General features: G+C 72.9%; 12 protein-coding genes. 7 read left to right on the plus strand and 5 right to left on the minus strand.

Annotated features, from left to right (window positions below; all coding sequences use genetic code 11):
- The first annotated feature begins 79 nt into the window (after positions 1-79).
- Positions 80-1237, plus strand: coding sequence for an ROK family transcriptional regulator (locus CA983_RS04185; protein WP_086599517.1), 1158 nt, complete (start codon positions 80-82; stop codon positions 1235-1237).
- Between the two features lie 108 nt (positions 1238-1345).
- On the opposite strand, the gene CA983_RS04190 is transcribed toward CA983_RS04185, so the two are convergent.
- Positions 1346-2107 carry a GntR family transcriptional regulator gene (locus tag CA983_RS04190; RefSeq protein WP_086599518.1) on the minus strand — a complete coding sequence of 254 codons (762 nt, stop codon included), beginning with the start codon at positions 2105-2107 and terminating at the stop codon, positions 1346-1348.
- A gap of 170 nt (positions 2108-2277) precedes the next feature.
- Positions 2278-3162 (minus strand): RNA polymerase sigma-70 factor, encoded by an 885-nt coding sequence (locus CA983_RS04195; RefSeq protein ID WP_086599528.1) that lies wholly within the window; start codon positions 3160-3162, stop codon positions 2278-2280.
- Between the two features lie 162 nt (positions 3163-3324).
- On the opposite strand from CA983_RS04195, the gene CA983_RS04200 reads away from it, so the two are divergent.
- Positions 3325-4155: an alpha/beta fold hydrolase gene (locus tag CA983_RS04200; protein ID WP_107500195.1), complete on the plus strand. Its 831-nt coding sequence runs from the start codon at positions 3325-3327 to the stop codon at positions 4153-4155.
- 31 nt (positions 4156-4186) lie between these two features.
- On the opposite strand, the gene CA983_RS04205 is transcribed toward CA983_RS04200, so the two are convergent.
- Positions 4187-4693 carry an SRPBCC family protein gene (locus CA983_RS04205; RefSeq protein WP_341866637.1) on the minus strand — a complete coding sequence of 169 codons (507 nt, stop codon included), beginning with the start codon at positions 4691-4693 and terminating at the stop codon, positions 4187-4189.
- A 184-nt stretch (positions 4694-4877) separates the two neighbouring features.
- Between CA983_RS04205 and pdxR the strand changes: the two genes are divergently transcribed.
- From pdxR to CA983_RS04220, 3 genes are all read left to right on the plus strand, one after another.
- Positions 4878-6308, plus strand: coding sequence for a MocR-like pyridoxine biosynthesis transcription factor PdxR (gene pdxR, locus CA983_RS04210; protein ID WP_086599520.1), 1431 nt, complete (start codon positions 4878-4880; stop codon positions 6306-6308).
- Between the two features lie 139 nt (positions 6309-6447).
- Positions 6448-8022 (plus strand): alkaline phosphatase D family protein, encoded by a 1575-nt coding sequence (locus CA983_RS04215; protein WP_086599521.1) that lies wholly within the window; start codon positions 6448-6450, stop codon positions 8020-8022.
- A 108-nt stretch (positions 8023-8130) separates the two neighbouring features.
- The gene (locus CA983_RS04220) at positions 8131-9402 is read left to right on the plus strand and encodes a GNAT family N-acetyltransferase (RefSeq protein ID WP_086599522.1); all 1272 of its coding nucleotides are present in this window, start codon (positions 8131-8133) and stop codon (positions 9400-9402) included.
- On the opposite strand, the gene CA983_RS04225 is transcribed toward CA983_RS04220, so the two are convergent.
- The gene (locus CA983_RS04225) at positions 9391-10629 is read right to left on the minus strand and encodes a trans-sulfuration enzyme family protein (RefSeq protein ID WP_086599523.1); all 1239 of its coding nucleotides are present in this window, start codon (positions 10627-10629) and stop codon (positions 9391-9393) included. The two genes, CA983_RS04220 and CA983_RS04225, sit on opposite strands and share 12 nt — an antisense overlap.
- A gap of 59 nt (positions 10630-10688) precedes the next feature.
- On the opposite strand from CA983_RS04225, the gene CA983_RS04230 reads away from it, so the two are divergent.
- Together CA983_RS04230 and CA983_RS04235 are read left to right on the plus strand one after the other, a co-directional pair.
- Positions 10689-11180, plus strand: a complete 492-nt coding sequence (locus tag CA983_RS04230; RefSeq protein ID WP_086599524.1) for an Lrp/AsnC family transcriptional regulator — start codon at positions 10689-10691, stop codon at positions 11178-11180.
- 32 nt (positions 11181-11212) lie between these two features.
- Positions 11213-12904, plus strand: a complete 1692-nt coding sequence (locus tag CA983_RS04235; RefSeq protein WP_086599525.1) for a DUF885 domain-containing protein — start codon at positions 11213-11215, stop codon at positions 12902-12904.
- Positions 12905-12928: 24 nt separating this feature from the next.
- Here the strand turns inward: CA983_RS04235 and CA983_RS04240 are convergent, their stop codons facing one another.
- Entirely contained in the window at positions 12929-13726 is a 798-nt protein-coding gene (locus tag CA983_RS04240) for an SDR family oxidoreductase (protein ID WP_244206624.1), read from the minus strand.
- Between the last annotated feature and the right edge of the window lie 2 nt (positions 13727-13728).

The following is a 13728-nucleotide window of genomic DNA, read 5'->3' on the forward strand; positions in this document are numbered from 1 at the left end:
GCCGGTGCCAGCCCCTCGCCGGGGTGCGCCGCGCCGAGTACGATCCGGCCAACACGCGCACGAGCTGGGAGGACGGACGGTGGGGCGGCTGACCGGCGGGGATCCCTCGCTGCTGCGGAGGATCAACTCCGCGGTGGTGCTGCACGCGCTGCGTGCCACGGACTGCGCGACGCTGACCGAGATCACGCGGGTGACGGGGCTGTCCCGGCCGACCGTCGAGGGCGTCGTCGAAGGTCTCATCGAGGCCGGTCTCGTCGTCGAGAAGGCGGCCGAGGAGGGTGCCGCCCGGCGGCAGGGGCGGCCGGCGCGGCGGTTCCGGTTCCGGGCGGAGGCCGGGCATCTGCTGGGGCTGGAGATCGGCGCGCACCGGGTGGCCGCACTGCTGGCCGACCTGGACGGCCGGGTGATCGGCTCCCAGGCCAAGGACGTGCCCGAGACGGCGGGGGCCGACGAGCGGCTGGAGCGGCTGCGCGGAGCCGTCGCCGAGCTGCTGCGCCGGGCCGGTGTCGCACGCGGCTCGCTGCGGGCCGTGGGCGTGGCCACGCCCGGGATCATCGAGGCGGACGGCACGGTACGGCTGAGCACCGCGCTGCCCGGGTGGACGGGGCTGCGGCTGGGCGAGCGGCTGAGCCGGTCGTTCAAGTGCCCGGTCCTGGTCGAGAACGACGCCAACGCGGCGGCCGTCGCCGAGCACTGGAAGGGCGCGGCCACCGAGTCGGACGACGTGGTGTTCGTGCTGGCGGGGCTCAGCCCGGGCGCCGGTTCACTGATCGGGGGACGGCTGCACCGGGGCTACGGCGGGGCGGCCGGCGAGATCGGCGCGCTGCATCTCCTCGGCCGGGAGGTGACACCGGAGACACTGCTGTCCACCACGGACGAACCGCTGCACCCCCTCGACGAACAGGCCGTGGCCGGGGTTTTCACGCAGGCCCGCGAGGGCGACCAGCGGGCCCGCGCCGCCGTCGACCGCTTCCTCCAGCGCCTGGTCCACGACGTGGCGGCCCTGGTCCTCGCCCTCGACCCGGAACTGGTCGTCATCGGCGGCTGGGCAGCAGGCCTGGACGGCGTCCTGGACCCCCTCCGCCACGAACTGGCCCGCTACTGCCTGCGCCCCCCGCAGGTGACCCTGTCCCGCCTGGGAGACGCGGCAGTGGCGACGGGCGCCCTGCGTCTCGCCCTGGACCACGTCGAGGAGCAGCTGTTCACGGTGGAGACCCCGACAACGCCCCATCGCTGACGCCGTCAGGGGCGCGGGGCTGTGCTGATATGCGGCTCCGCCGCGTGGGCGCGACAAGCCACAACGCACCCGCAGCCCCCACTCACCGCACCCTCTGCGGCGCCAAGGTCAGGACGCCCGCTGCTGCGGCCCGGCATGAATCTCCACGCCCCCCGCATCACCGAAGGTCAACCGACACGTGTCAGCGCGATACGTCGCGACGGACAACGCACCCGTACGCCCCGCGGCCACGAACCGCGTCGTCACCACCAGCACGGGAGCACCGGGCAGCCGGTCCAGTTCCTTCGCGTCGTCGGCCCCGGCGGAGCCCAGCTCCACCGCGTTCTCCTGCCGCTGCAGCTCCAGCCGCTGGAGCTCGCGCAGCACCGCACGCGCGCGTGCCGATCCGGACGGTGCGTCGATCCCGGAGAGGTCGGGCACCGATGACTGCGGGACGTACAGCAACTCGGCGGCGACGGGCCTGCCGTGCGAGACCCGCGAGCGCCGCACGATGTGCACGGACTCCTCCGGGCCGGTCTCCAGCGCCTCGGCGACCGCCGCGGGCGGCACCGCCGCCGTGCAGTCGACGGGCTGCCAGGCGTCCTCGGGGCCGCCCGGCCAGGTGTGCGGGCCGGTGCCCAGGGAGACGCCCATGCGGGGCGGCGCGACGGTCGTGCCGACACCGCGGCGGCGCTGGAGCCTGCCCTCCAGTTCGAGTTGCTCCAGGGCCTGGCGGAGCGTGGCGCGGGCGACGCCGAAACGGGCCGCGAGATCGCGCTCGTTGGGCAGGATCTCCCCCACGGAGAACTCCGAGTCGAGCGCTTCACTGAGCACCGTCTTGAGATGCCAGTACTTCGGTTCCGGCACCGATTCCAACTGCGTGGTCCCCACCCTGTCCTCCGCAATCGCCGTGGTCGGCGGCTTTTCAGCGCCCTTGTTTTTTAAAGGTTGTTTCACTTCTCTGCGACCATAGGGCGGCCCTGATGCTTGGTCAATACCAATCGCCGGGAACGTTCACGGGACGTTCATGGGAGGGCGCGGGGGTGCTCCTGCGGCTCCGTCTAGACGGCGGCCAGCGAGCGCAGCTTGTCGGGGTTGCGGACGATGTAGACCGCCTGGACGCGGCCGTCGGCGACGTCGAGCTGGAAGACGGAGTCGGGCTTGCCGCCGGATAGGAACAGCAGAGCCGGGCCGCCGTTGAGCTCCAGGAAACGCAGGGAGAGGTCGGGGTCGCTCTTCCGCGCGGCGCCGACGAGGAAGCGGCCCACCTTGTCCGCGGTCTCCAGGACCCGCAGCGGCGCCCGCGCCTTGCCGCCGCTGTCGCCGACGAGCCGGACGTCCGGGGCGAGCAGCTCCATCAGCCCTTCGAGGTCGCCGTCCGCCGCGGCGGCGAGGAACCGTTCGGTGAGGTCGCGCCGCTGCGCGGGGTCGACTTCGTAGCGCGGCCGGCGCTCCTCGACGTGCTTGCGCGCCCGTCCGGCCAGCTGGCGCACGGCCGGTTCGCCGCGGTCGAGCATGGCGGCGATGTCGGCGTACGGGAAGCCGAAGGCCTCGCGCAGCACGAACACCGCCCGCTCCAGCGGTGACAGAGATTCCAGCACGACGAGGACGGCGAGCGAGACGGAGTCCGCGAGCACGGCCCGCTCGGCGGTGTCCGGCACGGTGTCGCCGAAGTCGGTGACGTACGGCTCGGGCAGCCACGGGCCCACGTACGTCTCCCCGCGGGCCTTGATCTGGCGCAGCCGGTCGATGGCGAGGCGGGTGGTGATCCGTACGAGGTAGCCGCGCGGTTCGCGCACGTCGCCGCGGTCGCTGCCCGACCAGCGCAGCCAGGCCTCCTGGACCACGTCCTCGGCGTCGGCGACGCGGCCCAGCATGCGGTAGGCGACGCCCAGCAGGACGGGGCGGTGCGCTTCGAAGACGTCGGTCGCGGTCTCGGTGGTCACGCGTTCCATCCCAGCCCACCGGTCCGGCCCTGTCCAGGCGGAATCGCCCCTCCCGGACAGCCGCGGCTGCGATTCCGGCGGCAACTCGGGGCTACCCGCCAGTAGTAATTGCTGACAAGCTGTCTACGGCGTCCGTCAGCGAGTACAGCCGAGGAGCACCGCATGTCCGTCACCGTCTCCTTCAAAGTCGCCTCCGCACAGGGCGAACAGAACGTGACCCTGTCCTACACGCGTCAGGGCAGTGGCGAACCGCTGCTCCTGCTGCACGGCATCGGTCACCACCGGCAGGTCTGGGACCCGGTGATACCCGCGCTGGCGGCCGAGCGGGACGTGATCGCCGTGGACCTGCCGGGGTGCGGTGAGTCGCCGGCGCTGCCGGACGGCATGGCGCACGACCTGCCGACCATGAACACCGTCCTCGCCGCGCTCTGCGAGGCGCTGGAGCTCGAACGGCCGCACGTGGCGGGCAACTCGCTGGGCGGCCTGCTGGCCCTGGACCTGGCCCGGGCGCAGCTCGTCCGTTCCGTCACCGCCCTGTCCCCGGCGGGGTTCTGGAACGAGGTCGAGCGCCGCTACGCGTTCACGGTGCTGATGACGATGCGGCAGATAGCCCAGCGGATGCCGCTGCCCGTCGTCGAACGGCTGGCCCGCCCGGCGATCGGCCGCACGCTGCTGACGAGCACCATCTACGCCCGCCCGGGACGTCGTTCGCCCGAGGCCGTGGTCGCCGAGACGCTCGCCCTGGCCCGGGCCCAGGGGTTCTCCGAGACCCTCCGCTCCGGCAGGTCCGTGCAGTTCACCGACGACATCGTGGGCACACCGGTCACCGTGGCGTGGGGCAGCCGGGACCGGCTGCTGATCCCCCGCCAGGGCGTGCGGGCCAAGAGCGTCATCCCCCGCGCCCGGCTGGTACGGCTGCCCGGTTGCGGCCACGTCCCGATGAACGACGACCCGGCCCTGGTCGCCCGGGTCGTCCTCGACGGCAGCCGCTGAGGGGCCGGGCGCCCGGCGCGGTCCGTCCTCGTCACTCGGCCGGCTCGGGCGCCACCCGTGCGGTCGCGGCGCGCAACAGCCGTACGTACCAGCCCCAGTCGGCCGGGCGCGCGACCGTCCCGGTCAGTGCGCGCTCGGCGCAGTCCAGGCTCTGCCGGAACGCCGCGTCGCACAGGGGGCGGAAGTACAGCAGCCAGCCGAACCAGCGCACGCCCCGGGGGCGCAGCACCAGGGTGTTGCGCAGGACGGTGCGCTCCGCGCCGAGGTGCTGGACGCTGAGCTCGTGGAAGCCCCTGAATCCGCGCGGGCCGGTGAAACGGAACCGCACCCACTCCCCCGGCACGTAGTGGCTCACCTCGTACCGCACGCAACCGTGACCACCCGACGCGCCGACGGCCAGCGGCCCGTCGAAGCGCACGGGCGGCCAGCCGGGCGGCCAGAGCCGGTCGTTCCCGGTGCCGAGGGAGTCGATCAGGGCGCCGACGGCTGCCGGTGCCGCGGGCAGCTCACGTTCGTGGACGTTCAGCACAGTGATCACGGGCGGAGGCTGCCATGTCCTCCTGCCCGGCAACTCCGCCGATCGGGGAAGCGCAGGRCACGCCGGGGGCGCGTGCGCGACCGGCCGCACGCCGCCGCGCGCTCGGGCGCCGGTGGCCGACAGCCGCCGTCCCATGCGGGGCGATCGGCGGAAGGCCCGCCCACGGATCCGGCAGACTGACCGCATGGACCGCAACGAGCCCGCGTCGCCCGCCTGGGAGCTGCTGCTCCCGGCCGCTTCGGCACCGGCACGCAGGCGTGGCCGTTCCCTCCAGGCGGCGCTGCGCGAGGCGGTCCGCTCGGGCCGGCTCGCGCCGGGTACGCGGCTGCCGTCGAGCCGGGATCTCGCGGCGGATCTGGGGGTGTCGCGCGGGCTGGTCACGGAGGCGTACGAGCAGTTGACGGCGGAGGGTTATCTGCGCAGCGGCCGGGGCGCCGGGACGTGGGTGGGCTCGGCCGTACGGGCCGCCCGGCCGCGGGCGCACGACCTCGCTCCGCGCTCCCCCGGGGCCCGGGCGGACTTCGTGCCCGGGACGCCGGACCTGTCGCTGTTCCCGCGCTCGGCGTGGGCCGCCGCGCAGCGCGGTGTGCTGGCGGAACTGCCGCACCACGAGCTGGGGTATCCCGATCCGCGCGGGCTGCCCCGGCTGCGTACCGCACTGGCCGAACTGCTCGCCCGGCGGCGGGGTGTGGTGGCCGACCCGGAGCGGATCGTGGTGGTCTCCGGGGTGGCCCAGGCGGCGACGCTGCTGGGTTTCGCGCTGCACGCGCGCGGGGTGCGCACGGTGGGTGTCGAGGACCCGGGCAGTCCCCAGCACGACGCGCTGTACGCCTCGGCCGGGGCCACCGCCGTACCCCTGCCGGTGGACGGCGAGGGAATCGCCCTGGAGCCGCTGCGGGCGTCGGGCGTACGGGCCGTGGTGACGACGCCGGCCCACCAGTTCCCCACCGGCATCGCCTACTCGGCCCGCCGTCGCGCCGGACTGCTGGACTGGGCGCGGTCCGTGGACGGCCTGGTCCTGGAGGACGACTACGACGGCGACTTCCGCTACGACCGCGCTCCCGTCGGCGCGCTCCAGGGCCTCGACCCGGACCGCGTCGCCTACACGGGCTCGGTCAGCAAGTCCCTCGCGCCCGGCCTGCGGCTGGGCTGGCTGCTGGTGCCCGAGTCCTGGGCGGAGGAGATCGTCGAACGCAAGCGCACCATGGACCTCGGTCACCCGGCCCTCGACCAGGCGCTCTTCGCACGCTTCCTGGAGCGCGGCGACTACGACCGCCAGTTGCGCCGCTGCCAGCGCGCCTACCGTGAGCGCCGTGACGCCCTGACCACCGCCCTCGACGAGCACTTCCCCGGCTCCCGGGTCTCGGGCATCGCCGCCGGCCTGCACGTGATCGCCACCCTGCCGGAACGCTACGGCCCCGAGGAGCGTTTCCTCGCCCGCGTGACGGCGGCCGGGGTGGCGGTACGCCCCCTGTCGGCCTACGCGCACCCGCGTACCGCCCGGGAGGAGACCGACGGGCCGAAACGGACACGGCTCGTCCTGGGCTACGCGCACGTACCGCCCGCCCGGATCCACGAAGGCATACGTCTGATGGCGCAGGCGGCCACGGGGTGACTCCGGCGGAGATCGCCGGTTCCCGCCTGTTCCCCTCCTCCCGCGGCCAGTTGTTCACTTGGGGTTCGTGTGTGCGCCGCGGCGTGCCAGTAGGTGTGGCTGTGCACACTGGCCGGATCCCGTCCCTGGAGGCGCATCCATGTCGCACCGTCCGTTCCCCGCGCGCCGTAGCGTCCTGCGTGGCTCCCTCGCCGCGTCGGCGGCCCTCACCCTGCCCACCGCTCTCGGCGCGGCGCCCGCCTTCGCGCTGTCCGGGCGTCCGAAGGCGGGGTGGGGTGTGCAGGCGGGAGACGTGACCCGCGACTCCGGGCTGGTGTGGGTGCGGTCCGACCGGCCGGCCCGGATGATCGTCGAGACGTCGGCGACCGAGTCGTTCCGCAACCCGCGCAGATGGCACGGCCCGCTGCTGGGCCCGGGCACCGACTTCACCGGCACGACCCGGCTGCGCGGCCTGCCGTCCGGCGAGCAGATCCACTACCGGGTGCTGCTCGCCGACCCGGACGACCCGCGCCGCACCGGCGAGCCGGTCACCGGCACCTTCCGCACGGCGTCCGACAAGCGGCGTGACGGCGTGCGGTTCGTCTGGTCCGGCGACCTGGCCGGTCAGGGCTGGGGCATCAACCCGGAGCTCGGCGGCTACCGGATCTACGAGGCGATGGCCGCCCTGGACCCGGACTTCTTCATCTGCAGCGGCGACAACATCTACGCCGACGGCCCCCTCACCGAGACCGTGGCCCTGCCCGACGGGCGCACCTGGCGGAACATCACCACCGAGGAGAAGGCGAAGGTCGCCGAGACCCTGGCGGAGTTCCGCGGCAACTTCCGCTACAACCTGCTGGACGAGAACCTGCGCGCCTTCAACGCCCGGGTCCCGTCCATCATCCAGTGGGACGACCACGAGGTGACCAACAACTGGTACCCGGGCGAGATCCTCGGCGACACCCGGTACACCGAGAAGAACGTCGACGTGCTCGCCGCCCGCGCCCGCCGCGCCTTCTCGGAGTACTTCCCGATCTCCATGCTGCGCCGCCCCGACGGCCGCGTCTACCGCGTGCAGCACCACGGCCCGCTGCTGGACGTCTTCGTGCTGGACATGCGCACCTACCGCAACGCCAACTCGCCGGACGACCAGCCCACCGACCCGCAGGGCATCCTCGGCCGCGAGCAGCTGGAGTGGCTCAAGCGCGAGCTGGCCCGCTCCCGCGCGGTGTGGAAGGTGATCGCCTCCGACATGCCGATCGGCCTGGTCGTCCCGGACACCGGCGACGGCAAGCCGAACATCGAGGCCGTCGCCCAGGGCGACCCCGGCGCCCCGCTGGGCCGTGAGCTCCAGATCGCCGAACTGCTGCGCTTCGTCAAGCACCGCCGGATCACCGGCACGGTGTGGCTCACGGCCGACGTCCACTACACCTCGGCGCAGCACTACCAGCCGTCGCGGGCCGCGTTCACCGACTTCGAGCCGTTCTGGGAGTTCGTGTCGGGCCCGCTGAACGCCGGTGCGTTCCCGGCGAACACGCTCGACGGCACCTTCGGTCCCGACCGGGTGTTCCTGAAGGCACCGACGACCGCCAACGTCTCCCCCGCCGGGGGCTACCAGTTCTTCGGCGAGGTCGACATCGACGGCGGCAGCGGCGAGCTGACGGTGCGTCTGCGCGAGCAGGACGGCACCGTGCTGTTCACGAAGGCGCTCCAGCCGGGCTTGGTCGGCCAGTAGTACGGAGCGCAACGTTTGAAGCGTCGATAAGAGGGGAAAACTGCCCCCTTTACCCGCCGGTCACAAAGCGTTCGCGATCACGCAACACCATTCCGTCACAGTGGGTGCATGACGCGAAAAGTGACTGAAGTGACCAACCTGAAGAACGACTGCCGCTCCGCCACCTCCTGGCAGCGGATCACGGCGGCCTTCAACACCTGGCGAACACGACGCCACGAACACGCGCCGCCGACGGGCGATACCGAGTCCCCGGCACCGGAGCCGGTGCCGGGGGCGAACACGCCCGGGGCGAGCACGCTGTGGCGGATGCGGACCACGGTGAAGGACGAGCCGGGATCGCTGGCGGTCCTGTGCACGGCCCTCGCCGGGCACCGGGTCGACATCCTCAGCCTCCAGACACATCCGCTGGCCGAGGGCACGGTGGACGAGTTCCTGCTGCGCGCCCCGGGCGAGCTGCCGGCCTCCGCCATCGCCACGGCGGTCCGGACGGCCGGCGGCACCGACACCTGGATCGAGCGGGCCGACGCCCACGACCTGGTGGACGCGCCGACCAGGATCCTCGGACTCGCCGCCCGGACCGCCCTGGACGCCGCGGAACTGCCCCTGGCACTGCGCCAGTTGCTGGGCCGGTGCACGATCCGTTCCCAGCCCGCGCCGGTCGGCGGCGGCCGGGCGTCCGGCGGTGTCCCGGTGGAGGGAGCCCTCGACGACACGGTGATGCGGCTGCGCGCCCCGGAAGGCGGAGTCATCACCGTGGAGCGGCCGTACCTGCCCTTCACACCGACCGAGTTCGCCCGGGCCAGGGCCCTGGTGGAACTGGACGCCCGGCTCGGGCCTCGCGTCCCGCACAGCCGGGACGTACTCACTCTGGCCGAGGGCAGCGACATCACCGTGCGCCGGGCCGACACCCGTGATCTGGAGGCGGCCAGGGCGATGCACGAGCGGTGCTCGGACCGCACGCTGAAGCTGCGCTACCACGGGCCGGTCGGTGACGCCGACCGTTATCTCAACCATCTGCTCAGTCCGCGCTTCGGCCGTACCCTCGCCGTGCAGACGGCCTCCGGACGGCTGGTCGGGCTCGGGCACCTGCTGTGGGACGGGGACGAGACGGAAGTCGCGGTGATCGTCGAGGACGCGTGGCAGCGGCGAGGTGTGGGCGCCGAGTTGCTGAGCCGGCTGGTCGCGATGGCCGCGGAAGGGGGCTGCAGGAGTGTGTACGCCGTGACGCAGGCGTCCAACACCGGGATGGTTGCTGCGATGCGGGGGTTGGGCCTCCCCCTCGACTATCAGATCGAGGAGGGGACCCTGGTCATCACTGCGCGGTTGGGTGAGCCCGTTTCGACGGGTGCGGGTGAGTTGGGGAGCGCCTCAGCGTCGTAGGGGCAGTTGTGTGTCGGCGGGTGCGGGTTCGGTGTGGCTGGTCGCGCAGTTCCCCGCGCCCCTATAGGGCCGCGCCAGCGCCTGGTCGAGATCCGACCAGAGGTCCTCCACATCCTCCAGACCCACCGACATCCGCAACAGCCGGTCGCTCACCCCGGCCCCCCTGCGATCGTCCGCGTCCACGATGCGGTGGCTGATGGACGCCGGGTGCTGGATGAGGGTGTCCACGCTGCCGAGGCTCACCGCCGGGGTGATGAGACGGACGGCGGCGATGACCTCGTGAGGATCGCCGTCTATCTCGAAGGAGACCATCGCGCCGCCGATGCGCGGGTAGTGCACGTGGGCTACCCGCGGGTCGGCGGCGAGGCGGTGGGCGAGTTCGGCGGCGTTGGCGGAGGCGGCCCGTACCCGGACGGGGAGAGTGGACAGGCCGCGCAGCAGCAGATAGCCGGCCAGCGGGTGCAGGACGCCGCCCGTCGCGAAGCGGACCTGCCGCAGCCGGCCCGCGAACTCCTCGTCGCAGGCGATGACGCCCGCCAGCACGTCGCCGTGGCCGCCGAGGTACTTGGTGGCGCTGTGCAGCACCAGCCGTGCGCCCTGTCCGGCAGGGCGCTGGAGCACCGGCGTGGCGAAGGTGTTGTCCACGAGCAGCGGCACCGAGCCGCAGGCGTGTGCGACGGCCCGGAGGTCGACCTCGGCGAGCGTGGGGTTGGCCGGGGACTCCACGATCACCAGGCCGGTGTCCGGACGCAGGGCCTCGGCGATTCCCGCCGGGTCGGTCCAGGTCACCTCCGAGCCCAGCAGGCCGGCGGTCAGCAGATGGTCGCTGCACCCGTAGAGGGGACGTACGGCCACCACGTGCCGCAGCCCCATGGAGGCCCGTACGAGCAGGACGGCGCTCAGCGCGGCCATGCCGCTGGCGAACGCGACCGCCGCCTCCGTGCCCTCCAGACGGGCCAGCGCGGTCTCGAAACGGGCGACGGTCGGGTTGCCCAGCCGCCCGTACACGGGCGGGCCGTCCGGCTCCGCCCCGGTGGCCGCGAACGCGTCGATACGGGCCGCCTCGCCACGGCTGTCGTACGACGGGTAGGTGGTGGACAGGTCGATCGGCGGGGCGTGCAGCCCCTGCCGGGCGAGGTCGTCCCGCCCGGCGTGGACGGCCTCGGTGGCGAGTGCTCTCGGTGCGGTGCGTACGTCGTCGTGGGCGCCCATGCTCGCTGTGTCCATGACGGAAGGGTGAACAACGACCGGGTCCGATAGCGGCAAGCCCGTGCTACGTTCGGCCGATGGCCGAATCTGTCGTACTGGACCCGGTGGATCTCCACCTGCTGCGGCTGTTGCAGAACGACGCCCGGACGACGTACCGGGACCTCGCCGCGCAGGTCGGGGTGGCGCCGTCGACCTGTCTGGACCGGGTGACCCGGCTGCGCCGCTCGGGCGTGATCCTCGGGCACCGGCTGGAGCTGGATCCGGCCAAGCTGGGGCGCGGGCTGGAGGCCCTGCTGTCGGTGCAGGTCAGGCCGCACCGGCGGGAGCTGGTGGGGCCGTTCGTGGAGCGGATCCGCGCTCTGCCGGAGTCGCGGACGGTCTTCCACCTGACCGGACCGGACGACTACCTCGTCCATGTCGCGGTCGCCGACATGGCCGACCTCCAGCGGCTCGTGCTGGACGAGTTCACCTCTCGGCGGGAGGTGGCGCGTGTGGAGACCCGGCTGATCTTCCAGCAGTGGCAGTGCGGGCCGCTGCTGCCGCCTTCGCCCTCGGCTCAATCCACGTGACGTGCGCCGCACGTCGTACCAGGATGGACCGCATGTCTGAGATCAAGAGCCCGCTGCCCCGTGAGGTCGCCGACGCGTACGTCGACGAGCTCGTCGCCCTCGACCCGATCACCGGGACGTTCCTCGGCGTCAAGGAGAGTTCGAGCAGGCTCCCCGACACCTCGCCCGCGGGTCAGGAGGCGTTCGCGGAGCTGGCGCGCCGGACGCTGGCCCGGCTGGACGAGGCGGAGCGGCAGCCCGGCGCGGACAGTGACATCGAGCGCCGGTGCGCGCGGCTGCTGCGTGAGCGGCTCAACGCCGAACTCGGCGTGCACGAAGCCGAGGAGAGTCTGCGTTCCGTCAGCAACCTGAGCTCCATCGCCCACGCGGTGCGGCAGGTGTTCACCGTGACGCCGGCGCAGTCGGAGGAGGACTGGGCGGCGATCGCCGAGCGGCTGCGCGCGGTCCCTGCCGCGCTGGAGGGGTACCGGGAGTCCCTGGCGCTCGGTCTGGAGCGGAAGCTGCTCGGCGGGCCGCGTGCCACGGCCACGTTCGTGGAGCAGCTCGGCGAGTGGGGGGACGCCGACGGCGAGGGCCATGGCTGGTTCGAGACCTTCGCGGCCGCCGGCCCCGAGGCGCTGCGGTCCGAGCTCGACACGGCGGCCCGCTCGGCCACCGAGGCGGTTCTGCGGCTGCGCGACTGGATGCGGGACGTGTACGTACCGGCGATCGAGGGCGCGCCGGACGTGGTGGGCCGGGAACGGTACGCGCGCTGGGTGCGGTACTACAACGGCACGGATCTCGACCTGGACGAGGCGTACGCGTACGGCTGGTCCGAGTACCACCGCCTCCTCGGCGAGATGAAGGCGGAGGCCGAGAAGATCCTGCCCGGCGCCGCCACACCGTGGGTGGCGCTGGCGCACCTGGACGAGCACGGCACACACATCGAGGGCGTCGACGAGGTCCGCGACTGGTTGCAGTCCCTGATGGACGAGGCGATCGACGCGCTCGACGGCACCCACTTCGACCTGGCTGAGCGGGTGCGCCGGGTGGAGTCGCGCATCGCCCCTCCGGGCAGCGCCGCAGCCCCCTACTACACGCCGCCCTCGGACGACTTCACCCGCCCGGGCTGCACCTGGCTGCCGACCATGGGCGAGACGAGCTTCCCCGTCTACGACCTGGTGTCGACCTGGTACCACGAGGGCGTGCCCGGCCACCACCTCCAGCTGGCCCAGTGGAAGCACGTGGCGGAGAACCTCTCCCGCTACCAGGCGAGTGTCGGCATGGTGAGCGCCAACGCCGAGGGCTGGGCCCTGTACGCCGAGCGGCTGATGGACGAACTGGGCTTCCTGACGGACCCGGAGCGCCGGCTCGGTTACCTGGACGCGCAGATGATGCGTGCCGTGCGCGTCATCATCGACATCGGCATGCACCTGGAGCTGACGATCCCGGACGACTCCCCCTTCCACCCGGGCGAGCGCTGGACGCCCGAGCTGGCTCAGGAGTTCTTCGGCTCGCACAGCAGCCGGCCCGCGGACTTCGTGGAGAGCGAGCTGACCCGCTATCTGTCCATGCCGGGCCAGGCCATCGGCTACAAGCTCGGCGAGCGGGCCTGGCTGCTGGGCCGCGAGAAGGCCCGCGCCCGGCGCGGTGACGCCTTCGACCCGAAGGCCTGGCACATGGCGGCCCTCTCGCAGGGCTCCCTGGGTCTGGACGACCTGGTGGACGAACTGTCCCGGCTCTAGGGGAAAGTCAGCCTCCAGGGGAAGTCAGCGGCGGAAGCCGCCCTCTGAGGCGATGACCTGGCCGGTGACCCACTCCGCCTCGTCCGTGGCGAGCCAAGCGATGAGGCGGGCAGGGTCGTCGGGCATGCCCCACCGCCCGGCGGGGAAGAGCTCCGCGATGACCTCGTAGTCCTCGCCGGTCATGTAGTCCGTGTCCACGGGCCCCGGGTTGACCGTGTTCACGGTGACCGCGTGGTCGGCGAGCGCCGTCGCCAGGGAGCGGGTGACGGAGGCGAGAGCGCCCTTCTGGAGGGCGTAGGCGAGCTCCCCGGGCATGCCGCCCCCGATGTCCTGGCCGGAGGTCATCATCATCACGCGTCCGCCCGGGCTGCGCGGCGGCAGCGCGAAACGCAGCCGCGCATAGGCCTGGATCAGCAGGATCACGGAGCGGGTGTCGACCGCCCAGTGCCTGTCGAGCATCGCCGTGTCGATCTCGTCCAGGGAGCCGTCGAACCCGCTCTGCGCATGGTTGGCGACGAGGATGTCCAGACGCCCGCCGAGCGCTTCGGCGGCCCTGCCGACGAGTTCACCGGGCACGGCCGGATCGCCCAGATCACCGGGTCCGTCGACGACCCGGGCCTCCCGGTCCCCGAGCGCCTCGCGCACGGACGCGACGACGTCCTCGGGACGGTCGGCGCCCCAGGGTTTGTCGGCATCGTGGGGCACATGGTGATGCAGGTAGACACTCGCCCCGTAGGCGGCAAGGCGGCGGGCGACGGCGTGCCCGATGCCGCCCCGCCGACTGGCACCGGTGACGAGGGCGGTGCGGCCGCGCAGGGGCAGGG

It is taken from the genome of Streptomyces swartbergensis (assembly GCF_002148965.1).
Classification (GTDB): domain Bacteria; phylum Actinomycetota; class Actinomycetes; order Streptomycetales; family Streptomycetaceae; genus Streptomyces; species Streptomyces swartbergensis.

Excerpts from the sequence above, each read along its gene's own strand:
- CA983_RS04235 (WP_086599525.1), top strand. The coding sequence starts at position 11,213 with ATGTCTGAGATCAAGAGCCCGCTGCCCCGTGAGGTCGCCGACGCGTAC.
- CA983_RS04225 (WP_086599523.1), bottom strand. The coding sequence starts at position 10,629 with ATGGACACAGCGAGCATGGGCGCCCACGACGACGTACGCACCGCACCG.
- CA983_RS04230 (WP_086599524.1), top strand. The coding sequence starts at position 10,689 with ATGGCCGAATCTGTCGTACTGGACCCGGTGGATCTCCACCTGCTGCGG.
- CA983_RS04215 (WP_086599521.1), top strand. The coding sequence starts at position 6,448 with ATGTCGCACCGTCCGTTCCCCGCGCGCCGTAGCGTCCTGCGTGGCTCC.
- CA983_RS04200 (WP_107500195.1), top strand. The coding sequence starts at position 3,325 with ATGTCCGTCACCGTCTCCTTCAAAGTCGCCTCCGCACAGGGCGAACAG.
- CA983_RS04220 (WP_086599522.1), top strand. The coding sequence starts at position 8,131 with ATGACGCGAAAAGTGACTGAAGTGACCAACCTGAAGAACGACTGCCGC.
- pdxR (WP_086599520.1), top strand. The coding sequence starts at position 4,878 with ATGGACCGCAACGAGCCCGCGTCGCCCGCCTGGGAGCTGCTGCTCCCG.